Raw genomic sequence first — 23769 nt, forward strand, 5'->3', positions numbered from 1 at the left:
CTCACACCACCCGTTCTCGGACATTGCCGAACAGTCCAGCCGGTTTGACCATCAAGATGACGATCAGCACCGTGAAGACGGCGATATTGCTGTACTGACTTCCCGCCCACAGGGCGGTGAACGATTCCACCAGGCCGACGGTCAGACCGCCGATCAAAGCGCCAGGCAGAGAGCCGAACCCGCCGATCGCCAACGCCACGAATCCCTTGAGGGCCAACGCTGCACCCAACGTCGCAACTGCAAACGTCTTGGGGCCGACGAAGAGTCCGAGGACACCGGCCAAGGCACCCGAGAAGGCAAACGCTCCCAGTGCCAACCGTCGTACGTTGACTCCTCGCAGCATCGCCGCTTCACGATCCTCGGAGATGCCGATCAGAGCCAGACCCGTCATCGTTTTCTTCGAGACGTAACTCAACCCGACGACCAGTGCGATCGCCGCAACCAGCAGAGCGATCTCGACCGGGTAGGTACGGCCGCCGAGCAGGGTGATCGGTTCGTTCGATCCGAAGAACGGAACCGTGAGAGGTTCACTACCCCAGATCAATTGAGTGGCGCCGTTGAGCAGAGTTGCGACACCCAACGTCGTGACCAACTGGTTCTGGTGATCGGCCACCGGTCTGATCGCGACGATCTCCTCGACCGAGGCGAGGAGCATCACGGTCACGGTAGCCATGACGGCCACCACGAGAACGGGGAGTTTCAGGGTCACCAGACCCGTGTAGGCGACAAAGGTGCCCACCATCATCAGCTGAGCTTGAGCGAAGTTGAATGTGTTGGAGGAAACGAAAACGATGTTGTACCCGATGGCAACCAGCACGTAGACCGCGCCGAGCGCCAACCCGGACCACAGAATGGTCATGACGCAGCCGGGTTTCCGAACTGACCGTTGAGGATCTTCGTCGGACTGATGAACTTCAGCTCGCTGGTGTCCGGGTTCGGGCCGTGGTTGTCGGAGCTGAAGTTGTAGCGCGAGAGGAATGCGGTCTTGGCATTCTCCTGGACCTCAGTGGTTTCCAGTGCTTCGGCGAGCTTCTTCGGATCGGTCGAACTGCCGACCTTCTCCGCTGCCGCCGCGACGAGGGGGAAAGCGTCGTAGTTGTCCGCGAGGATCAGCGTCGACGGGATGGAGCCCAGCGAAGCCATCGTGTCCACCATCGTGTTGACGAGTGCGTTGTTCGGATCGAATACCGTGCTGCTGAACACCTGCGTCACCAGGTTCTTCACCTGCGGGGTGCCGAGCACACCGGCCGGCGGATCATTCGCGATCAGGTTGGTGGCAGACACCGAGGTGTTTCCGACCAGCGGCACGTCCCAGCCGAGTCGCTCGAGGCTTTGCAACACGTATCCGAGAGGAGCGCCGTACGCATCCAAGGCGATTGCCGCGGCACCCGAATTCTTGAGCGACTGCAACTGCGCCGTCATGTCCAAAGCGGCGGCGTCGTACTCCTCGTTACCGGCGGCCTTCAGACCTGCGGATTGCAAAGCACTGGTCATTTCTTCGCCGAACAGCTCACCGTAAGCGGTGCTGCCGTGCAAGACTCCGACGCTGCTGTAACCCTTGGACTTCGCGTACTCGGAAATTCCGCGAGCGGTATCGGTCGCACCCGGAGCCAGATCGAAGTTGAGCGGGAACTTCGAGGGGTCCGTCGAATCGGGCGAGGGAGCCATGCTCATCGAGAGAATGTTGTTCTGCTTGAGGATCGGCAGAACCGCAGCCGCGATCGACGACGGACCCGAGTTCAGGTAGAGGTCAGGCTTGTTCCCCGAATTGATGGCTTCGCGCAGCTTGGTGACGGCGATGGTTGCGTCACCCGCGTCGTCCACCGTAGTGAGCTCGATCTGACGGCCACCGATCCCCCCGGCTTCGTTCTGGACCTGAACGCCCGCCTTGGTGGCGAGCAGCGAGGTCTGCGAATTAGCCGCGAGGACTCCCTGTGCACTGATCCCGCCGGTCAGCAGCACACGGTAGGGCGAGTCCGCACCTCCGTCGGACTCCGAAGAACCACTGCACCCTGCAAGAGCCAGAGCCGTCACGGCAACTGCCGCAACAAGAATGGGCCGACGATTCATGTCTGCACTCCTAGAACACATGTATGCACCGAACGTCAGGCGAATACCTGACGAAAGAATGATCGGCCGGTGGACGTGCCTGATTTCGAGCACCAGCCAACCAAGCACCCGCTTGATGATCTAGCAAGCAGTTGCTTGGGATGGAGCATAGAATGTGATCTGGATAACGTCAAACGGCGAAAAGTGGAGTCATGGAAGCGGACGCTATGCACATTGAGGCGGCGTCGACAGATCTCTTCCCGCTGGGTGGAAACGCCGAAACGGCTCCACGCCCTGGCGGATTCGACGAAATGAATCCGACAGGGCGTGGAGCCGTTTGTGTAAAGGTCCGACTATCGCTGGTTGCGGGGCTTCCAGACCACCAACGCGTTGTTGCGCGGAATCGGCACGAGATCCCGGCGATAGCCCGCATGGACTTTCGCGATCTCCTCGGCCAATTCGCGGACGCGATGCTGCAGAGCCTCGACCTGGTTGGTCAGTTCGATGATTCGTTTGATTCCGGCAAGGTTGACTCCCTCGTCCTGCGAAAGCCGTTGTACTTCACGAAGAAGCGCAACATCGCGCGGGGAGTAGCGTCGTCCGCCACCGGTGGTTCGATGCGGGGTGACCAACCCGAGTCGGTCGTAGTTACGCAAAGTCTGCGCGTGCATTCCGGCCAACTCGGCTGCCACCGAGATCACGAAGATCTGAGCGTCAGGATCGACCGTCGCATCCCATTGATTCTGCGGTCGCTCTGTCATCATGCACCGGCCCACCCGGCCCGTGGATCGAACCCGCTCGCCTTCTCGGCTTCGAGATAGGTTTTCAGCGCTTCGATCGCCGGGTCGTCCAACTTCTGCGGAACGGATACCTTGACCGTGACCAGAAGGTCACCGGCACCGTCCGGCCGCTTGGGGATACCGCGTCCGCGAACTCGCAGAATGCGTCCGTCCACCGTTCCAGCCGGAACCTTCACTCCGACACGGCCTTCCAAAGTCGGCACGGACAGTGTCGTTCCCAGCACCAGCTCGCCGTAGCTCACCGGAACCGTCAGTGTCAGGTCGTCGCCGTTGCGTCCGAAGACACTGTCCGGCTTGACGCGGATGTTGACGAACAGGTCGCCGGCCGGAGCGCCGCGAAGTCCCGCTTCGCCCTTGCCCTTGAGTCTGATCTTCTGACCGTCGCTCACACCGGCAGGCACGCGAACCGTGATGGTCCGTGTGCGATTGGTGACTCCGCTACCGTGGCAGTCTTCACACGGCGAGTCGATGATCGAGCCGGTTCCCCGGCAATCGTCACACGGCTCACTGAATCCGAAGGCGCCCTGGTTCCGGCTGACCACGCCGGTTCCGTTGCAATGTGGGCACACTCGCGGGCTGGTGCCTGGCTTTGCGCCGCTGCCGTGACACGTGGTGCACGACGTAGGGCTGGTCAGACGAAGAGGGACGGTGACACCGAGCGCTGCTTCACGAAAGGCGAGCGTCGTCTCGGTCTCGAGATCCTTGCCTCGACGCGGGCGGTTGGGCGCAGCTGTTCGCTGGCCCGCTCCCCCGCGGTTGAACAATCCGCCGAAGATGTCTCCGAGACCCGAGTCCTGCCCACCGGCCCCGCCGCCGAACAGGTCGTTGATGTCGAAACCACCAGCGCCGGGGTTGAATCCGCCGCCGCCCTGCGCGCGGGGGCCGAAGCCGCCGCTGGCAAAGAGGCGCCGAGCCTCGTCGTACTCCTTGCGCTTGTCCGGATCAGACAGAACGGCATGAGCTTCACTGACGGACTTGAAACGCTCTTCGGCCTTCGCATCGTCAGGGTTGGCGTCGGGATGAAGATCCCGAGCCAGCTTGCGATACGCCTTCTTGATTTCGTCGGCCGTCGCGGTGGACGAGACGCCCAGCTCCTTGTAGAAGTCCTTCTCGATCCACTCCCGTTGACTCACTGGGCGTCTCCTCCTCTCACTCTTACTTCGCTTCTTGTTCTGAACCGTCTGCAGGCTTGTCGCCTACCCGGTCCGTCACGGCCACCATTGCGGTCCGAAGGACCCGGTCGCCGAGCTTGTATCCCTTGCGCATGACCGTCCCGAGTACCGGGTCGTGGCCTTCGCCTTCATGCTGCACCGCTTCGTGGAGTGCGGGATCGAAATCGTCACCCTCGCTGCCGAAGTCGGTCAAACCCAGACCCGTCAGGGTCGTGTTGAGTTTGTCTGCGAGTGCACGCAGTGGACCCGATTCGAGGTCACCGTGTGCCCGAGCGCGATCCAGGTCGTCGAGAATTCCGATGAGCTCGGTGATGACCGAAGCCCGCGCGGTTTCCTTGATGACCTGCTTGTCACGCTCGACGCGACGACGGTAGTTGGTGAACTCCGCCTGAAGTCGCTGCAGATCCGCAGTCCGTTCGGCGAGCTGATCGGTGGCGGATGCTTCCTCCACGATCGACTCTGCTTCCTGAACTACCCCTGTGTCTTCCGAGTCGAGCGGCGGCAGGGATTCCCCCGCCGCCTCTCCCTGTGCACCGGTCTCGGGGTCGACCGGGTTGTTCTCGGGGTTGTCCGAGGTCACTTCTTGTCCGAGTCGGTGGGCTCGTCGACAACCTCGGCGTCGACGACGTCGTCGTCATTGCCTGCGCCGTCGGTGTTTCCGGCCTCGTTTGCAGCGGAAGCCTCGTAGATGGCCTGGCCCAGAGCCTGCGACTCGGTGCCCAGCTTCTCCACTGCGGTCTTCACTGCAGCGATGTCGGTGCCTGCCAGGGCGTCGTTGACGTCCTTGACCGCTGCCTCGACCTTGGTCAGGATCTCCTCGGAGACCTTGCCCGCGTTCTCACCTTCACGCTGCTCCTTGACGAACTTCTCCGTCTGGTGGACCAGCGACTCGGCCTGGTTGCGAACCTCTGCCTCTTCGCGACGGGCCTTGTCTTCCTCGGCGTGAGCCTCGGCGTCCTTGACCATGCGCTCGATCTCTTCCTTGGACAGACCGGAGCCGTCCTGGATCTTGATCGTGTTTTCCTTGCCGGTGCCCTTGTCCTTCGCCGTCACGTGCACGATGCCGTTGGCGTCGATGTCGAAGGTGACCTCGATCTGCGGAACGCCACGCGGGGCGGGCGGCAGATCGGTGAGCTCGAAGGAGCCGAGCAGCTTGTTGTGCGAAGCGATTTCGCGCTCACCCTGGAAGACCTGGATCTGCACCGAAGGCTGGTTGTCGTCAGCGGTGGTGAAGGTCTCGGAACGCTTCGTGGGGATCGTGGTGTTGCGCTCGATGAGCTTGGTCATCACGCCACCCTTGGTTTCGATGCCGAGGGAAAGCGGCGTGACGTCGAGGAGCAGAACGTCCTTGACCTCACCCTTGAGCACACCGGCCTGGAGTGCGGCGCCGACGGCGACGACCTCGTCCGGGTTGACGCCCTTGTTGGGCTCACGGCCACCGGTCAGTTCACGAACCAGATCGGAGACGGCCGGCATACGGGTGGAGCCACCGACGAGCACGACATGGTCGATGTCCTTGACGGCGATTCCACTGTCCTTGATCACTGCCTGGAACGGCGCACGAGTGCGATCGAGCAGGTCCGAGGTGATCTTCTGGAACTCGCTGCGGGTGAGCTGCTCGTCCAGGAAGAGCGGGTTCTTGTCCGCGTCGACCGTGATGTACGGGAGGTTGATGGAGGTGCTCTGCGAGCTGGAGAGCTCGATCTTCGCCTTCTCCGCAGCCTCACGCAGACGCTGCAGGGCCATCTTGTCCTTGGTCAGATCGATGCCGTTCTGAGCCTTGAACTTGTCGACCAGCCAAGCGACGACGCGCTCGTCCCAGTCGTCGCCACCGAGGTGGTTGTCACCGGAGGTTGCGCGAACCTCGACGACACCGTCGCCGATTTCGAGCAGGGAGACGTCGAAGGTGCCGCCACCGAGGTCGAAGACCAGAATGGTCTGCTCGGTGTCACCCTTGTCGAGTCCGTATGCCAGTGCAGCCGCGGTGGGCTCGTTGACGATACGAAGGACGTTGAGGCCGGCGATCTGGCCGGCTTCCTTGGTTGCCTGACGCTGTGCGTCCTCGAAGTACGCGGGGACGGTGATGACGGCGTCGGTGATGTCTTCGCCGAGGTAAGCCTCCGCGTCACGCTTGAGCTTCATGAGCGTGCGGGCGCTGATTTCCTGCGGCGTGTACTTCTTGCCGTCGATTTCCACGTTCCAGTCAGTGCCGATGTGGCGCTTGACGGAGCGGAGGGTGCGGTCGACGTTCGTGACTGCCTGGTTCTTCGCGGGCTGACCGACGAGAACCTCGCCGTTCTTGGCAAATGCGACCACCGAGGGGGTGGTACGTGAGCCTTCGGCGTTGGCGACCACTACGGGCTCGCCGCCCTCCAGCACTGCAACTACCGAGTTGGTCGTACCGAGATCGATACCGACTGCACGAGCCATAGTGTTCCTACCTTTCGTTCTGCGGTTCTCTGCCCGAGTGGTTGATCTCGAACATGACCGCGAGTTTTTCGCTTGGTGAGCGTCCTCCGCTCAAGTTTGCCTCCGACCGTGGCCGAGAGTCAACTTGAAGTTGAGCCGAGGGCGCTCAAGCTTGTCGAAATGGTCAACTACAGCCCACGTAGATTTGTTCCCGCCTTCCCCGAAAAGCCGAAAAAGTGCGCCACATCACTTCCGCATCTCTCCGAATGGCTACGATCGGCCGGTGACCGATCCCGACAATTCTCCCGCTCGACCTCCTCGCCCGTCACCTCCACGCCCGGCACCCGAGCGACCCGACGTCTCGGTTCGGCCGCTCCGACCTGCAGCGAGCGACGAGACACCCAAAGCCGTGACATTGTCCACCTCTGCCTGGATCGGCTCGTTCGTCGTCCTGGCCGGAATCGCCGGAGTGGTAGTCACCAGCCTCGACGACGTCCGGTCGGCTCTCGAAGAATCGACTGCGCGCGACAATCCCGGATACTCGTCCACCGACATCTCCGATGCCGTGACCGTCGTACTCGCCGGCAGCGGCGGCGGCGCTCTCGTCCTGGTCCTGCTCGCACTCATGAGCCTTCAACTCCTCCGCGCACGCAAGAACGCCGGGCGGGTGATGACGGCGATCGTGGGAGTCGTGAGCATCGCGGCCGGACTCGGCTTCATGTCTCTGGTCGACGGCGCAGCAGACATCGGCGCCGGAGTTCTGAGATGGGGTCCGATTCTCTACTGCGCCCTGGTCGCGGTGGCGGCGATCGCTCCGTTCGCTCCCGGTGTCAGCACCTGGCTGCGGGGACGCCGATGAAGGTTCACGTACAACTGGACTCCGCGCCGGGCGCGGGCGCTGCTCGTAGCCGTGAACTCGCGGAGACCGGCGCCGGTGGCCTGTTCACGTTCGAGGGACCACACGACGTGTTCTTCCCGCTCGTCGAAGCAGCATCGGCCGTCGACCTCGACCTGATGACCAACGTCGCCATCGCATTCCCCCGCAGTCCCATGCATCTGGCGCATTCGGCCAACGACCTGCAGTTGCTCAGTCGCGGCCACTTTCGACTGGGTCTCGGATCGCAGATCAAACCGCACATCGAAAAACGCTACAGCGCAACGTGGTCGCGTCCGGCGGCCCGCATGAAGGAGACGGTCGCAGCGGTCAAGGCGATCTTCACTGCGTGGGAGAACACCTCGACGCTGAACTTCCGCGGCGAGTTCTTCACCCACACGTTGATGCCTCCGACGTTCGATCCAGGCCCCAACCCCTATGGGCCACCGCCCATCCTGATGGGTGCGCTCGGACCGGTGATGACCAGGACGGCTGCCGAGGTGGCCGACGGACTACTGGTCATGCCGTTCCACACGCAACGTCATTTCCTCGAACGAACACTTCCGGCCGTCGATGCCGGTCTTCGCGAATCCGGCCGCACCCGAGACGAATTCACGATCATCCCGCAGGTCATCGTCGGCGTCGGCCGCGGCGAGGATCAACTTGCCGCGGCCGCCAGAGGCGTCCGAGCCCTGCTCTCGTTCTACGGTTCGACGCCCGCATACCGTCCGGTGCTCGACGTCGAAGGGTGGGGCGAGGTCCAACCGGAACTCAATGCCCTGTCGAAGCGAGGTGGCTACACCGAGATGGCGTCGCTGATCACCGATCCGATGCTGACCACACTCGCCGTCGTCGGCACTCCCGAAGAGTGCGCCACCGAGATTCGGCGGCGGTTCGGCGAACATGCCGACGAAGTGTGCTGCTATTTCCCCGGTTACGACGTAGAACCGTCAGACGTGGCGTCGATGATCTCGTCTCTCACCTGAACCCGGTCGAACTTCTTGATCAGGCTCCCAAGGTACGGGCCAGCTCGGTCAACGATTCCCGGGCAGCACGCAGGCTCGCGTCACCCTGCTCGATCAAAGGTGCCATTGCCGGAATACGTTGCGCCAAAGTCAGTTCCGCGGTGATGACGGAGACATCCATTCCCATCGACACCCCGAGCACCTGAACGAGTGGCGGGACGGTGTGATCGTTGGCCTCGTTTCCCGAGCCCGGCGCATAGGTGTTTCCGCGGCTGGAGACGATCACCACCGGCTTACCTGCCAGAGGCTGAGTACGCGTGTCGAAAGGCACCGTAGTCCCCAGGACGTGTACGTAGTCGATCCACGCCTTCAACGTGGACGGGATCGACCAGTTGTACATCGGCGCACCGATCACGACGACGTCTGCAGCGGTAAGTTGCTCGATGACCCGAGCCTGGAGTGCTTCCGCGGCGGGATCCGGAATCTCGCCCTCGACTCGCAAGCGTGGTGCATAGTGCAGGGCCGCGTCCGCGAGGTGCGGCAAGGGATCCCGGTGCAGGTCCAACGTCACCGTCGTGTGATCCGGACTGTTCTTCGACCACTGCTGAGCGAACAGTGCGGTCAGATCACGTGAAGTCGAGTGGTGGAGTTCGGCGGACGAATCGATGTGAAGTAGCTGTGGCATCCCTCATCACTACCAGAGCGCGCTCAACTCTTCTCCGCGGCTAGATCGGATTCCGCCGCGTACTGCGCCAGCAGGACTCGTTCGCGCTCGCGACGCGGATAGAAGAACGTCACCACCGCGGCACCGGCACACACGATGATGATCGCCGCGATGTAGGCGTTTGTATCCCCGTCCAGGAAGGCGTTTTTGGCGGCGGTCATGATTTGGTCCGCGTATTGCGGGTAGCGTTCCGCGAGAACTTCGGCGCTGGAGAAGGATTTGGTGAGCGCGGCCTGAGTTTCGGGAGTCACTTCGGATGCGTTCGGCGAGGACGAGATCGCATTTCCCAACGATTTTGCGTACCCGGCCGTGAGTATTCCGCCGAGAATCGACTGCATGATGGCGCCGCCCAGGTCGCGTTGCAGGTCCGAGGTTCCCGACGCCATACCAGCGCGGTGCACGGGAACGGATCCGGTCAGCGAACGCGATGCCGGTGTGCCGGCCAGACCGACGCCGATGCCGACAAGCGCATAGGCCAGCGCGACCTGCCAATACTGTGTGCTTTCGTTCCACAGGAACAGCGCGACGAACAAACCGAGAACCACGAACAGGTAGCCGGCGAGCAGCGTGACGCGGGCGCCGTACCTTTCGATCATGGTCGCCGAGCGCGGCGCAACGATCACCATCGCCAGCGCAGCCGGAATGATCGCCGCACCGGCTGCCAGCGTCGAGTACCCGAGGACGTTCTGCAGGAACTGCTGGCCGATGAACATCGCGCCCATGAGCGAACCGAACACGACCAACCCACCCACCGCCGCGACCCAGAAGGTCGGGCGCGCAGCTACGTGAAGATCGAACAGCGGATTGACCGCGCGTCGCTGTTGCAGGAAGAACCCGATACCCGCGACAACTGCTATCGCCCCGAGCACCAGAGCCAACGTGCCCGAACCCTTCACCGGCGCAAAGTTAATGGACAATACCAGCGCCCCGATGAAGACGATCGACACTATGCCGCCGAGGTGATCGACTCGCTCGGTCGTCTCGTTGACGTGAGCGGGAACCAACACCAGGGAACAGATCAGTGCCACAAGGGCCAAGGGAAGGGTGACGAAGAAGACCGAACCCCAGTGAAACTGCTCGAGCAGCGCCCCCGAGACGATCGGACCGAGTGCTGAAATCGCGCCACCGATTGCCGACCACATGGCAATCGCCTTGGTTCGTGCCGGTCCGGCCCACAACGCCGTGATGATTGCCAGCGTGGTCGGGAACGCCAGACCTGCCGAGACGCCTCCGACTATCCGAGCGAGGAACAGCACTTCGAAGTTCCCGGCGAATCCCGCCACGATCGACGCCGGAATGGACAGCGCCATGCCGGTGACCAGCAACATCTTGCGGCCGTATCGGTCTCCCAAGGCCCCCAGGTAGAGCACCGTTCCGGCCAGGCCCAGCGAGTAGCCGACCGCGATCAGGTTCAGTTGCGTCTGACTGGCGTCGAAAGCCCGCCCGATATCGGGCAAAGCGACATTCGCGACCGAGAGATTGAGGTTCGCGACCGCAGCGACCAGGATGAGCGTCCCCAGGACGAGGGTGGCTCGATCCGGTGAAGCGGACTTGATGTCACTCGCCATGCGCGTGCTCCCATCGAGGTGGGACCCGAACCTGGGAGTTATGTCCGGATCATCCCGAACTCAAGATAGAACCCTCGTCCGGCGCTCGCATAGTGAACGGGTCCCTATTCGGGCACAATTTCAGCCAGGACGCCCTCGGCGCTGCGGGCGGCGACCAGGCAGGCGCGCGAGGTGAACCTGTCGAAGAGCGGATGTCTGGACAACTCGCGCCATCTGCGGACAGCCGCCGTGGCCCGCGCACGCTGCACCTCCGGCGATTCTTCCGGTTCGCAGCCCAACCGGTCACTTGCCCGGATTCCGTAGCCGCCGATCAGTCTTTGCAGTTGTGCCAGGTCGTCGGGTGGCAGATCCGTGTGTACCGAACGAAGACGCCCGAGCAGGCGAAGTTCGTGAAAGCCGTGAACATCGGCAAGCAACCGTTGCGCCTCCGCCGCGATCTGATCGCCTTCCTCGCTCGGATCGGCTTCGAGGATTCTTCCCAGCGTCACCAGCGCCGTGTGCGATTTGAGCTGATCTGCCCGCTGCCCGAATTGAACGTCGATCACCTGACGCAGTTCGTCCAGGCCGCTGCGCTCCAACAATTCGGCCGCCAGGGACGGTGAATCGGTCGCCCCCAACTTGATCGACGTCACGGCGAGGCGAATTCCGAAGAGCCCGAACCGATCGGCCAATTGCGCCCGCATCGCCGCATCGACCGGCAGCGGACTGTCCTGCCTGGCAAAGCGATCCGCGGAGAGCAGTGCAAGGCTCAGATCCTCGGCCGGAACCTGCGCGAGCGCCGAGAAGGCCGCGAACTCGCTCTGCCTCATCGTCCGAGCAGCGAGCGCGAGTAGACCTGCCACCGGAACCACCGACTGGCACAGGCCGGTTCGCTCCAACTCCTCGGCGAATCGCGCCGCGACGTCCTTCGCCGAAGACAACGCGTCGAGCCTGCCTGCGCCGACCTCATCGGCACGCGAGAGCACTCCGATCACTCCGAGTGGCCCGGATTCTCCGCCCACGTGATCCGCGATCTTCCCGAGGAACTGCATGTCACTGGCGTTGAGAGCCCGCAAGAGGTAGACCACTGCATCCGCGCCCGGTGCCTCACCGTCGGGAACGAGCATGTCCCAGGTGCGGGCCGAGACCTCGGTCGAGAGCGACGAGGTGCCCGGTGTGTCGATGATCGTCGTACGAGCCAATGCCGAAGACGGCCAGTCGACGTCGATGCGGTCCACCGAGTCTGCGGTGTACTCGCCCAGATCGAACGTGAGCCTGCCGTCGCGGCGCGTCACCGGCACGTTGAACTCGGCACCGTTCTCGGCCGTCGCGGTCACCTGCGGCGTCGTCCCGTTCCGATACCAGGTGACGACGCGTGTGCATTCCGTCGCGTCGGTAGGCGCTATATCCTGTCCGACAAGCGAATTGAGCAGCGTCGACTTACCCGCTTTGAGGGAGCCGGCGAGCGCCACCCGGAGTGGCTCGTCGAGCCTGGCCGCACATTCTTCCAACTGGGCGCGCGTCTGCGGCTGATCGGCGTAGGCACGTCTGGCGTGGTCGATCAGGGCGTGTGCCGACTCCACTGCGGTCACGGTGGTCGTGGCATTCATGCGTTGGTCACCTTTGCCGAGGCAGGAGCGGGAGTTTCGCCGATCAGCGTTCCGGCAACGGCGTCGAGCTCCGCGACGACGCGCATGTCGGTCTCCAGACGCTTGATCCGAGCGGCATGTTCACTCGATTCCAACTGCGCGGCTTCCTGAGTGGCGCGGAGGGATTCGTTGATCGAGCGCAGCGCCTGCTCGGCGATGTCGGTGAAGTGATCCCGCAGGAGTCGCTGCACCAGGCGCAGGCGGTCCTTCGACTCCTTGCCCACCTGGAAGCTGACGTCGTCGGCAAACCGTCGGATGGCCGCTTTCGCCTCAGCGCGACGCTTGAGCACCTGAGCCTGCTTGTCTTCACGATAAGCCTTGGTGCCCAGCAGAACCCCGGCGCCGATGGAGATCGGGTTGACCAGAGCCATGCCCATCATCGTGGTGATCAAGCCGAACATGAGCACGCCGCCGTACGAGCCGCGCATGCCGACCAGGACTTTCTGAGTGATGCCGATTCGGCCGGATTCGAGGTCCGCCAATGCACCGACCGGTTCCAGGAAACCGTCGGTGTCGGCGACGTCGAGATGCGGGAGCGCGACGTCACCGGTCTCCGCAAAGTGCTGCGCCACAACTTCTGCCAGCCACTGTGCGCGATCATGCGCCCACACGAAGTTGTCACCGATCGCGGTGGCGATCTCCTGTTCGAGCCACTCCCCCACGACGTCCCAGTCCTTACCGGGATCGCCTTCGTCGACCGTCTCCTCGGCCTGGCGGGTCACCCGGCGCAACCGGTCCCGGAGGTCGTGATCGATGTCGGCGGCGAGGTCTGCGATGCCGTCACCGAGGCTCTGCTGCCACAGTGAGGTCTTCTTGTGCAGTTCCTCGGCCGCTGCCCGGGCACGCTGCAGTCCCGCGACCGCTGCCTGAGCGGTCGACGGATCCTTCAGCGCCGCAAGCTCACTGCCCATCTCCAACGTCAGATGCGCTGCCGCAGAACGCACATCCATCGCAACTGCGCGTCGAGTATTCGATTCGGCACGCGCAACGACGTTGTCCCGCAAGAACTGATAGAGGTCCAAGAATCCGGATTCCGCTTCGAGTTCCTTGTCCTCCAGCCTCAGCGCGTGCGAGCGCAGTACCGAGGAGATCGGAATGAGCGGCAGATCCAACCCGGCACGCTGGAGATGTCCGCGATCGGCGTCGAGGATCTGCCGCCAGTGCGGGTACAGATCGGTCTTGCTGATCAGCCCGGCTACCGCAGGACACAGATTGACGACCTGGCGGATGAATCCCAGCTCCGGTTCGGTGAACTCCTGGCTGGAGTCCGACAGCACCAACACTGCATCGGCCGCAGTGATCAATCCCAATGTTCCTGCAGCATGAGGATTTCCGTGACCGCCGACACCGGGAGTGTCGATCAGAACCAAACCGTCGGCCAACAGCGGACTGGGAACACCCACTTCCACACGCAGAACCTCACGCCCTTCGGCGCGAGGCGTGGCCGGGGTGATCCCCATCAGTTCCTCGAGCGGGAGGGGCACCCGAATGGGCGCCGCACCCGGATCGGCGAGAATCAGTTCGGCGACCGCGGTCTCCGCGTACTGAACTACCGTCGCCACGGCCGTGGTCTCGTCGTCACCGACCGAGCACACGTCGATGCCTAGCAGAGAATTGACGAACTGGCTCTTGCCCTGCTTGAGGGGTCCGACCACCACGATGCGAATACGCGGGTCGTTGACTCTCACCTGAGCGTTCTCGAGTCGGCGCACCAGATCCGTGCGCCCGAAATCCTTCGCCACGACGGCTGTTCGTTCGAGCAACGACGCCGTCGACGACGCGACGCGCGCCTTCCGGCTGCTTACCTGACTCGCTGAATCACTCATGAGCTACGTTGACCCGCAATTCTTCCCGACTCGAATATCCGGCCCTGCGAACGCATAGCGCGCGCAGGGCCGGATTTGTTACATCAGGTCATTTTGACCGATTTCAGTTCCTGCGTCAGCAGATCAGGGATGCAGGTGATCGACAACCGCAACCGGGTCGATGTGATCGACCGGCGCTGCAACCGAATCCTCGGCGAAGAGCGAGTGTTCGGTATCGGCGCTCAGACCCGAAGTGGAACCCGAACCGAAAGCATCGGTCGCATCGATCGACGACCACGGGTTCAGCGCACCGGTCAACGAACTCGTCAGGTCGGACACTCCGCTCACTGCTCCACCGAGGGATCCGCCCAGGTCAGCGACTCCGCCGCCGCCAACGGTACCGCCGCCGTCGACTGTGCCACCGGCAGCTGCGGCTGCGTCGGCACCGATCGAACCCGTCACGTCGGTGACTGCTCCGACAGCCCCGCCGAGCGATCCACCGAGATCGGTGATGCCGTTCAGTGCTCCGCCGAGCGACCCACCCAAACCGGCCGCAGCGTTCGTGGCCGCGTCGAGACCTGCTGTTGCGTCGAGACCTGCTGTTGCGTCCAGCGCGCCGCCCACAGTTGCTCCGAGGTCGCCGGTCACACCGCCGAGGTTCAGGCCTTCTGCCGCGATGCTTCCGAGGTCGACGGAAGGCAGTTCAGCGGAGATCGGGCCGAGGTTCACAGCGCCGAGGTCGACGGAGGGCAGGTCGGCACCGATCGAACCGGTGTCGATTCCGCCGAGGTTCAGTGCCGTGTCCAGCGCTCCACCGAGTGCACCTTCGGCACCGAGAACGCTGTCGAGAGAGCCCCCCAGCCCGAGGCCCGCGCCCAGCGCACCGTCCAGCGCGCCGGTCAGGTCCGTGCCCACGGAACCGACAGCACCCAAGCCGCCTGCACCTGCGAGGGCGGTGTCGAGAGCCGCAGCGACACCGGCTGCCAAGCCTGCTTCACCGCCCAGACCGAGTGCACCACCGAGGTCGATTCCGGTAAGTCCGCCTGCGCCCAGCGCTGCGTCGAGAGCGCCGCCGAGACCGCCCGCGAGCCCGGCATCGACGCCGAGTGCCGAACCGAGAACACCCTCGAGGGCCGTCGACAGATTCGCGCCTCCGCCCAGAGCTGCCGCGAGGTCTGCGCCGAGACCACCTTCGAGGTCGAGTGCTCCCCCGAGCAGTCCACCGAGTGCGCCACCCAGGTCGGCTCCGACCGTTCCGCCGGCACCGAGGGCGCCGGAGAGTGCCGCGCTGAGCTGCGCGCCGAGGTCTGCGCCGCCGCCGAGTACGGCGTCGAGGTCGAGTCCGCCGCCGAGACCCAGTGCTGCGTCGAGTGCGCCGCCCAATGCAGTTTCCAGACCGCCGCCGACGCCGAGTGCTCCGCCGAGGGCGCCACTCAGGGCAGCACCGAGATCGAGGCCGCCCGCGATATCGGTGAGAACGCTGACATCCGTGATCGCGCCGAGGACGCCACCGAGCGATGCACCCAGATCGGCGCCAATCGTGCCGCCGGCTCCCAGGACGCCCGAGAGCGCGCCGGACAATGCCGTGCTGAGGTCGCCTGTCAGAGCGCCGGCAAGATCCAGGCCGCCGCCGAGTGCAAGAGCGGATTCCAGTGCGCCGGTCAGGCTCGCGCCCAGTTCGCCGCCGATGTCAAGGAGACCGCTGAGGTCTGCTGCGCCGCCGAGGAGTCCACCGAGAGCCAGGCCGAGATCGGCTCCGAGGTCACCACCGATGGCGAATACGGGTGCGAGAGCTCCGCTGAGCCCTGCCGTCAGGTCGAGTCCGCCGACTGCGCCGATCGCGGCGTCGAGGGCTGCTCCCAGCTCCGCAGTCAGGCCGCCGGTCACACCGAGGGCGCCGCCCAGAGCCGCGCTGAGCTGTGCGCCCAGATCGAGAGCTCCTTCGAGATCGAGTGCGCCGCCCAAACCGAGACCGGCTTCGATCACAGCGCCGAATGCTGCGCCGAGTTCGGCACTGATCTCGCCACCGATGGCAAGCGCAGCGCTGAGGGCTGCTGCGAAGTCGCCGACCAGGTCGAACTGGCCGCCGAGGGCGCCTCCGACTCCGATTCCTGCACCGGCGCCGAGACCCAGGCTGCCGCCGAGGCCACCACCGAGACCACCGGTGAGTCCACCACCGAGACCACCGCCGAGTCCGAGACCGCCGCCGATTGCACCGGCAGCGGACGCACCGGCGTTGACGATCGCGGACAGGTCGGCGCCGCCACCGGCAAAGAGTCCGGACTCGGCGACCAGCGGAGCGACCGCGACGATGTCGGCGGGGCTGACGTCGCACAGACCGGCAGCATCGAGTGCCGCGGTCGGGTTGGCGCAGTAGTTGGCAGCTGCCTCGTCGTCACGAAGTAGCCCGAGGATGAATTCGAGTACGGCGTTCGTTGCCATGGCGGGTTCTCCTGAAGTTCGTTGACCGGGTTGTTGCCGGTGGGTAGTTGCCGGTGGTCCGGAAACTGGTGCGCTGCCAGAGGTAGCGAGTGGAATCAACGCTAAGAACTTTTGCGACTGGGGCCAACGGGGAGCACCCCCCTCTTCTCCAGGGACAGGTGGGGAAGCCCCCCATTGGGCTACGCCCGGTCGGAATAGGGGATTTGCCCCGATTAGGGGATCGGTCCCCTACTTCGTCGCGACGCCTCCGATCCGGTAACGATCTAGGTCCTGAAACCGACATCGCAGACAACCGCGACAGTCCTTCTGTCGCCCACGACCAGGGGAGTTCGTTCATGGCGGCAGGGCTCGGCATCAGCATCGGTTCGGCCACTCTCGTAGCTGTCACCGACGGCTCGACCGGTGAAACGCAACAGGTCCGCTTACCCAGTGCGCTGCAATTGGACGACGGATCCGTCATCACCGGATTTGTCGAGCGCGTCGGGGACCCGATTCCGATACTTGCCGCCGACGGTACCGAGTACCGCGGCGAGGCTCTCGCGGCGACAGCGGTCGGCGCACTGGTAGACCAGGCCGGCGGTAACGAAGGGCCAACTGTCGTCCTGGCTCACCCGGTGGGGTGGAACCGCCACACAGCACGCACCATGGAGTCCGCTCTGGACGACGCCGGAATTCACGGGGCGACTCTCGTCGCCGAACCCGCAGCCGTCATGGCGTGGCTCGCCGCTTCCGGAACTGTCGTCAGCGACGGTCTGACCGTCGTCTACGACCTCGGTGCTCGCTCGCTCGACGTCACGATGATGTCCACGACCGACGGACGAAGCGAGATATTCGGTAAGCCGCTGCGCAGCGAGGACATCGGCGGCGACGAATTCGATCACCTCGTCACCGTTCACCTGCTCGATGCGGTTTCCGACCAGTTCGCAACCCTTGATCCCTTTGCACCCGAGACGATTGCAGCGCTGGAAACTCTGCGCGAGCATGCCCGCGCAGCCAAGGAGGAACTTTCCACCGAGACGGAAACCGTTGCCCGCGTGGCGCTTCCCGGTGCCGTCAGCGACGTTCGACTCGTTCGTTCCGAACTCGAAGATCTGATCCGGCCCGCCCTCACCGAATCGGTGGCATTGGTTCGCGAAAGCTTGCGATCTGCCGGCGTCGAGTCCAGTGACGTCAATCAGGTTGTCCTGGCCGGCGGAAGCTCGTCCATTCCCCTTGTCGCCGAACTACTGTCGGCGGAGCTTCGTGTCCCGGTGATCGCCGACGCCGATCCAGCGTCGTGCGCGGCGTCCGGCGCCGCGGCCCTCGCACTCGACGCCAGAGACTCGCAAGTGCCGGCCGCTGCCACTGCAGTGATTCCCGCCGAGCCGTCTCGCAAGCCCGCACCGGTTCCCGCCTTCTCCACTCCGTTGCTTGCCGAGCCGACCGAAGAAGAGAACACGGCGACTCGACGCTCGTCGAGGGTCGGCGTCGTTGCTGCAGTGGTGGGAGCATTCATCGTGCTCGCCGCAGGCGGGCTCGGAATCGGAACTGCCATGGACAAGATCAACGTTCCGTCCAGTTCGGCGAACACCACCAGCGAGTCCACCTCCTCGACCGCTTCGACCACCGCGGGCTCTACTCCCGGCAGCACCACGGCAGCGGAAGCGGCAGGCACCGGATCCACGACTGCGAACAACGGCACTCAAAGCAATCAGCCCGGTTCTCCTGCTGCCGCAGGCGGCTCGACGACGGCGCCGGGGGCAGTTCCGGTTGCCGGCGCACCGGCGGGATCCTCGCCCGCACCGGGCGAGACCGCTCCGTCGGCGCCTGCACCTGCCGCACCCGGCGCCCCGGCGCCCGCACCTGCTCCCGCCCCGGCACCAGCACCCGCACCCGCGCCTGGAGCCGGCGTCGGGACCGGTGTCGGTGACGCTGCGACCGGCATCGGAAACGGAGTCGGCGGTCTGGTCGACGGTGTCGGCAACGGAGTCGGCGGCGTGGTCGGAGGTCTCGGTAACGTCGTCGGTGGTGTCGGAAACGTGGTCGGTGGTGTCGTCGGCGGCGTCACCGCACCGATCCGCTGACCGGCGGTCTTTCGATGAACCGTGACAACGGCACCGAATCGTCGTTCATCGCAGGACTTTTGCGAGACGTCGACCTGACTGCATCGCCACTGCGCCTGTTCGTCACCGGGACCGATGCCAGCGCTCGGCCCCAAGTGACGAGGGTTGTACGGAAGCGAATCGAATCGGGTGACAAGCCCGTGGTCACCGCAGTCACGCATGACGTCCCCGCCGACGCGATTGTGGTGATCGCGGACGCGCAAGCTCTGACCTCCGATGAAATCCGTGCCCTGAAAGAGCTTGTCCAACGTGACGACCTCGGAGTTGTCGTAGCCTCCGATCGGATCGATCCACCACTCGCACCGATCTACTCGAACATCTCGAGTTTCGGCACCGTGTTGCATCTGAACCCGTTGAACCGAAACGATATTCGGAAGATCGCGGCCGAGCGAAGAGTCCCGCTCGACGACCGCGCCGTGGTGGCGCTCGAGCATCTGTCCGGTGGTTCCTTCGGGGCGATCGAAGCGTACTTCGCCGCCGCCTCGGCAGGCCGCCTGGAAATGCCGAACGCCATACGCACACACATCCTCCACCAGGTCACCGCTCTGCATCCGATCGAGCGCGAGATCCTCGAAGTTTCACTCGCCGTCCCGGACATCGACGCCTTCGAGCTCGATCTGGGACAGGAGAAGTTCAGCCTCACAGCTGCATTCGACCGGGCACTGGCGACCGGACTGTTCGGTTCGCGATCACCACTCGTCGCGAGCGTACTCGCCGAGTCGACGAGCACCGGGCGTATCCGCAGCGAGCTGATCAGAATCGTCGAATCACGCGCACACACGAGAACCCTCGATATCGACACAGCACGAAGACTTTTCGACTCCGGAATCCGCCACCGCGATCTCACGGGTGTACTACGAGACGCCGTCGAGGCGAGCACGCCGGCGGTCGCGGCAGATCTCTTTCGCCGCGTGAATTCGATCGAGCCTCTCGGCGTGGCCGACACGCTGCTGTACGCCCAGGTCTCGGCTCGCAGTGGTGACCTCGACACTGCCTGCCGTCTGGCCGATTCCGTCATCGCCGCACCCGATCTCGACGACGCGAGATTGGCTGCGGCGGTGCGAATCCGCGCAGCTTCGTCCGCAGCATGCGGCCAACTCGGCGCCGCTGCAGATCTCTACACCTGGCTGGGGCCAGGGCGCACCGGAAACGAATCCCCCTTCGCCGCAATCACTTTCCTCGGCATCGGCAAGGTCGATGACGCGAACGCCGCGCTCACCGGACACACAGGATCACCGTCGAGCTCGACGGTCGGCGCTACCACACTGGCCAACGGACTGATGCAATCGGTCACCGGGAGCGCGCCGAGTGCGCTCAACACGATGTCGCGCGCACTCTCGCTCCCCGGCGGAGCCGACACATCTGAATTCCAGCCTGATTCCGCCCCGGCGCTGGTAGCTCTCGCACTCCTGCACAACGGCGCCCATGAACGGGCCGCCGCTGTCGTCACGGCCGCGATCGCCGCCGACGACGCAAGCAGCCACACGTGGGCGCGACTTCACCTCCTCGGCGCCTGGATCGCGATGGTCCGCGGGCAGGACGCGATTCTCGAAGACCTACCGCAGGAGGTAGTCCGCGGCCCCCTCCGTGAGCGTGACGCACTGTTTCTGCATGCTCTGATCGTGGGTCTCGCTCGGCGTTCCGGCGATCTCGCCCAGCTGCGTCGAGCTTGGTCGGGCGCGGCAGGCACCCTCTCGTCCTGCAGCGTTGATCTGTTCAATCTGCTTCCTATCGGCGAACTGTGGCTCGCGGCAGTACGGCTCGAGGAGACCGAGCAGGTCGAGCATCTCGTCGACGACGCGCGCTCACTCCTCCGCGCGCTCGGCGAGCCGCCGCTGTGGTCGTCGCCGCTGCATTGGTACGGCGTCCAGGCGTCGATCCTCTCGCAGTCGCCGGCCGATCTCCTCCCACACGCCCATACACTCGCCGAATCAGCCAAAACTCACACTTACGCAGCCGGTTTGGCGATCGCCGGACGCCAGTGGCTCCTACTCATGCAAGGCAACGTCGACGCAGACGGTGTCGAAGCCGCCGCACGAACGCTCAGTCGGATCGGACTCCCGTGGGACGCCGCTCGCCTCGCCGGCGAAGCAGCGCTGCGCACCCCGGACACCAGATCGGCCACGGCACTGCTCCACGTTGCGCGCTCGCTACGCACAACGTCGACGGCCGAGACAAGTGCAACCGATACCGCCACAAGTGCGGCGCCACCGTCGGTGTTGACCGAGCGCGAACAAGAAGTTGCCGAACTCGTCGTCGTCGGACTGACGTATCGGGAAATCGGCGAACGCCTCTACATCTCCGCTAAAACCGTCGAGCACCATGTCGCACGCATCAAGCGGCGCGTCGGGGCGCAGTCTCGTTCGGAACTGCTCACCATCCTTCGCAGCATGACACCGTCGAACAAGTAGTTAGCTGCATGTTGTCCAGAGGGTTGCGTATATCCGTTTAAGTGATAGTTTTCACAGCAATCAGGACATGCCTGCCGAGCAAAGTTCGGTAACTGTGAAACGGGGATCGCTATGAAGTGGGGAGTCGGACTCGCCGTCGGCAACAAACGAAGCATTGCTGCGATCGCGAGACCTGACTCGGAGTTGGTGACCCTCGAACGCGAATCGGTTCTGCACCACGCCCCCGACGGCACCGTGCAGCTAGGCGGAACCGCGGCGGGGTCCACCGGGTTGCGCGGGTTCCTCGACAGGGTCGGCACCGACGATACCGACAACTTCTCCGAGCACATGACGCGAGGGGAGGAACTGGTAGCGACAGCAATGTATTGCCTGGTCAAGGAAGTCCGAACACTCACCGATCAGAACCTGAACATCTCTGCGGTGATCCCCGCGGGTTGGTCGAGCGATTCCGTCGACGTACTGCGCGGCGCACTCGACAGCATGAATCTCGACGGCGTCGAACTGATTTCAGAAGATGAAGCCTCTGCGGCTTGGCTCGCGGATCCGCACGCCGACGACCGTGCTGCTCGCGGAGCCGCAGCGTTGGCCGCACCCTTCTCGATCACCTCTACCTGTCCCGAACCCCAGCCAACCGATTTTGAGCCAGAAGACACCCCCGCAGAGTTTCCGCCGTTCGTTCTGATCGAACCGGAGCCGGAATCCGGCGTGGAGGCACCGGTCACGAAAGAACCGAGCATCGACGGTTGGCTGAATCGCCAGTGGCGGTCGGAGCGCCGACCGATCATCGCCGCAGCAGCCGCCGCAGTCTTTCTGACGGTGTCGGGTTGCGCGGCCGCGGTCATCATCGGACACACTCCGACCATTTCAGCACCCAGGATTCTCGACGCACAATCTTCCCTGTCCCCCGGGACGGACACAGCTGCCACCCCGACGAGTTCATCCGGGACAGGCACGCAATCAGCGACCTCACCCCCACCGGAAGTACCCGCTCTCGGCGCGCAGCCGACGGCGCAGTCGTGGGCATCCGAAGCGGAATCGACCTCATCCGAATCCCAGCCCATTCCGGTGAGTCCGGGCACCGGTACAGAGAAATCCACTACGGCGAACGTCCCCGCGCAACAGGGATCGCCGATCACCATCCAGATCGATCCCCTTCGGATCGAGAACCTGCCGCCGGTCGTCGGACCGCTGGATCCGGTCGATCCGGATACCCCGGACACTCCCGCCGTGACCGCCCCCACTGATACACAGACAACGCCGACGCAGCCGTCCAACCCGACCGACACAACCGATCCGGTGGTTCCGAATCCCGACATGCCCGTCATGCCATTGGCCCCGAGACCCGGAATGCCAAGTTAGACAGAATAATTCGACTTGCCGACAATAGGCACATATTCCTCGTCGAAACTTTTCCCCTATGGTGGGTGCGGTACCTACCGGCTCGGTGCCGGGGACTTGAAGGGATTTCATGCGTAACTCGTTGGCGATCCGCACCGCTGTGGTCGGCGCCTCGGCACTACTGCTCGCAGCTCCATTCACCACGACGGCATCGGCAGAGCCCGCCTCCGACACGCATGTCGAACAGCTCGGGGCAGATCAGCTTCCGGCTGAGCTGATCGAAGCGATCACACGCGATCTGAAGATCTCCCCACAGGAGTATCTGGACCGCGCTGCCAAAGCTCAGGAACTCGGTGCATACGCCCAGGAATTCAAGTCCGCGCGCCCTGGCGACTACGCCGGCTCGTGGATGGGACTCGACGGTCAACCCGTCGTAGCCGTCACCACCACCGAAGCTGCACGCATCGCGGCCGACGACGGTTACCGCACGCACGTCGCCCCCGTCTCCGCCGACACCCTCGAGAAGACGCTGGCCGACGTCAACGGATGGATTGCCGGGCTGCCCAAGGAAATCTCACGCGCAGTCAATTCGGCGACTATCGACGTCCTGAACAACCAGGTCGTCATCGACGTCGCGAACAGCCCCGTCGGGCAGGCGCTCAATCTTCCGACCCTGCTCGAGAACACCAAGATCGTTCTCAGCCCGGACGGTGGCGGATCGGTTGATCCCGGAGCACTCGGCGGCGACACCTACATCACGTCGACAGGCCCCATTCGCGAGACACCGACCGAGAACATCTCGGTCTGCTCGTTCGGGTTCAACGCCGTCGACGATCAGAACAATGCTCTCAATATCAGTGCCGGACACTGCAATCCGGCCGAGGGTTCGAAGTCGCCCGTCTACCTGCCGAATCACGCGAACGTCGACGACAGTCAGTTGATCGGAGCATTCTCACAGTCTTCCGTCGGCAACAACGCCGGCGATCTCGATTACTCGGTCATCAAGTTCGACCAGTCCGGCATCGACGCGGGCCTCGACCGTGCTGCCGTCCGCGGTGCCAACGGGACCACCCTCGCGATCACCGGAACAGCACGTCCCGTGATCGGCGCTCCCATCTGCAAGTCCGGCCAGACGTCGTCCTTCACCTGTGGTGTCGTGGCAGCCGATCGCGTCGAAACTCAACTGGTCATGGCGGACGGTGATTCACGAACCGTTCGCGGATTCGCCGGCACCGCGTGCACCCTCGCCGGGGACAGTGGCGGCGCCATCGTCTCCGGAACCTTGGCTCTGGGCATCACCAGCGGCTCCAACAGCAGCGGAGCACCCAGTTGCAACGAAGCGAACCTGGTACTGGCGACCTCCGGTGGAACCTCGAATCTGGGTATTCCGGTCGGAGACATCCTCGACGCGGCGGATCGCGCTTCCGGTGGCGGTGTCGGTGCCGGAATCCGCGTCCGCACTGCAGGTTGACCAACCACTGA

Annotated in this window: 17 protein-coding genes; 6 read left to right on the forward strand and 11 right to left on the reverse strand. The window is 64.1% G+C overall.

Annotated elements, in window-relative coordinates; translation table 11 throughout:
• Position 1: 1 nt before the first annotated feature.
• The 6 genes from PCS43_RS18655 to dnaK all read right to left on the reverse strand — a co-directional run bounded on the left by PCS43_RS18655 (position 2) and on the right by dnaK (position 6451).
• On the reverse strand, positions 2-859 hold the full coding sequence (locus PCS43_RS18655; RefSeq protein WP_007726703.1) for a branched-chain amino acid ABC transporter permease: 858 nt from the start codon (positions 857-859) through the stop codon (positions 2-4).
• Entirely contained in the window at positions 856-2070 is a 1215-nt protein-coding gene (locus tag PCS43_RS18660; protein WP_007726702.1) for an ABC transporter substrate-binding protein, read from the reverse strand. The genes PCS43_RS18655 and PCS43_RS18660 overlap by 4 nt, the downstream gene beginning before the upstream one ends.
• Positions 2071-2402: 332 nt before the next feature.
• Positions 2403-2813 carry a heat shock protein transcriptional repressor HspR gene (locus PCS43_RS18665; RefSeq protein WP_003944355.1) on the reverse strand — a complete coding sequence of 137 codons (411 nt, stop codon included), beginning with the start codon at positions 2811-2813 and terminating at the stop codon, positions 2403-2405.
• A complete protein-coding gene (dnaJ, locus tag PCS43_RS18670) occupies positions 2810-3982 on the reverse strand; it encodes a molecular chaperone DnaJ (RefSeq protein ID WP_003944329.1) in 1173 nt (390 codons plus the stop codon). The genes PCS43_RS18665 and dnaJ overlap by 4 nt, the downstream gene beginning before the upstream one ends.
• A 22-nt stretch (positions 3983-4004) precedes the next feature.
• Entirely contained in the window at positions 4005-4601 is a 597-nt protein-coding gene (grpE, locus tag PCS43_RS18675) for a nucleotide exchange factor GrpE (RefSeq protein ID WP_003944430.1), read from the reverse strand.
• The gene (dnaK, locus tag PCS43_RS18680; protein ID WP_003944365.1) at positions 4598-6451 is read right to left on the reverse strand and encodes a molecular chaperone DnaK; all 1854 of its coding nucleotides are present in this window, start codon (positions 6449-6451) and stop codon (positions 4598-4600) included. The genes grpE and dnaK overlap by 4 nt, the downstream gene beginning before the upstream one ends.
• A 262-nt stretch (positions 6452-6713) precedes the next feature.
• Here dnaK and PCS43_RS18685 point away from each other — a divergent pair, with 262 nt between their 5' ends.
• On the forward strand, positions 6714-7289 hold the full coding sequence (locus PCS43_RS18685) for a hypothetical protein (RefSeq protein ID WP_039972689.1): 576 nt from the start codon (positions 6714-6716) through the stop codon (positions 7287-7289).
• The gene (locus PCS43_RS18690) at positions 7286-8290 is read left to right on the forward strand and encodes a TIGR03617 family F420-dependent LLM class oxidoreductase (protein ID WP_070162097.1); all 1005 of its coding nucleotides are present in this window, start codon (positions 7286-7288) and stop codon (positions 8288-8290) included. Before PCS43_RS18685 ends, PCS43_RS18690 begins: the two co-directional genes overlap by 4 nt.
• Positions 8291-8309: 19 nt before the next feature.
• On the opposite strand, the gene PCS43_RS18695 is transcribed toward PCS43_RS18690, so the two are convergent.
• The 5 genes from PCS43_RS18695 to PCS43_RS18715 all read right to left on the reverse strand — a co-directional run bounded on the left by PCS43_RS18695 (position 8310) and on the right by PCS43_RS18715 (position 16436).
• Complete coding sequence (locus tag PCS43_RS18695; RefSeq protein ID WP_007726694.1) at positions 8310-8954, reverse strand: FMN-dependent NADH-azoreductase; 645 nt, start codon at positions 8952-8954, stop codon at positions 8310-8312.
• Positions 8955-8977: 23 nt separating this feature from the next.
• Positions 8978-10561, reverse strand: coding sequence for an MFS transporter (locus PCS43_RS18700; RefSeq protein ID WP_003944427.1), 1584 nt, complete (start codon positions 10559-10561; stop codon positions 8978-8980).
• 104 nt (positions 10562-10665) lie between these two features.
• Positions 10666-12150 carry a dynamin family protein gene (locus PCS43_RS18705; RefSeq protein ID WP_042452229.1) on the reverse strand — a complete coding sequence of 495 codons (1485 nt, stop codon included), beginning with the start codon at positions 12148-12150 and terminating at the stop codon, positions 10666-10668.
• Complete coding sequence (locus tag PCS43_RS18710) at positions 12147-14015, reverse strand: dynamin family protein (protein WP_209907897.1); 1869 nt, start codon at positions 14013-14015, stop codon at positions 12147-12149. The genes PCS43_RS18705 and PCS43_RS18710 overlap by 4 nt, the downstream gene beginning before the upstream one ends.
• Before the next feature lie 123 nt (positions 14016-14138).
• A complete protein-coding gene (locus PCS43_RS18715) occupies positions 14139-16436 on the reverse strand; it encodes an IniB N-terminal domain-containing protein (RefSeq protein ID WP_209907894.1) in 2298 nt (765 codons plus the stop codon).
• A 335-nt stretch (positions 16437-16771) separates the two neighbouring features.
• Between PCS43_RS18715 and PCS43_RS18720 the strand changes: the two genes are divergently transcribed.
• The 4 genes from PCS43_RS18720 (at position 16772) to PCS43_RS18735 (ending at position 23758) form a co-directional block, all read left to right on the forward strand.
• The gene (locus PCS43_RS18720; protein WP_007726687.1) at positions 16772-18499 is read left to right on the forward strand and encodes an Hsp70 family protein; all 1728 of its coding nucleotides are present in this window, start codon (positions 16772-16774) and stop codon (positions 18497-18499) included.
• Between the two features lie 14 nt (positions 18500-18513).
• Positions 18514-20949: a LuxR C-terminal-related transcriptional regulator gene (locus PCS43_RS18725; protein ID WP_007726686.1), complete on the forward strand. Its 2436-nt coding sequence runs from the start codon at positions 18514-18516 to the stop codon at positions 20947-20949.
• A 111-nt stretch (positions 20950-21060) separates the two neighbouring features.
• The gene (locus PCS43_RS18730) at positions 21061-22308 is read left to right on the forward strand and encodes a hypothetical protein (protein WP_007726685.1); all 1248 of its coding nucleotides are present in this window, start codon (positions 21061-21063) and stop codon (positions 22306-22308) included.
• A gap of 109 nt (positions 22309-22417) precedes the next feature.
• Complete coding sequence (locus PCS43_RS18735) at positions 22418-23758, forward strand: S1 family peptidase (RefSeq protein ID WP_007726684.1); 1341 nt, start codon at positions 22418-22420, stop codon at positions 23756-23758.
• Positions 23759-23769 lie beyond the last annotated feature (11 nt).

It is taken from the genome of Rhodococcus sp. C-2, assembly GCF_027854095.1.
Taxonomy (GTDB): Bacteria; Actinomycetota; Actinomycetes; order Mycobacteriales; family Mycobacteriaceae; genus Rhodococcus_F; species Rhodococcus_F qingshengii.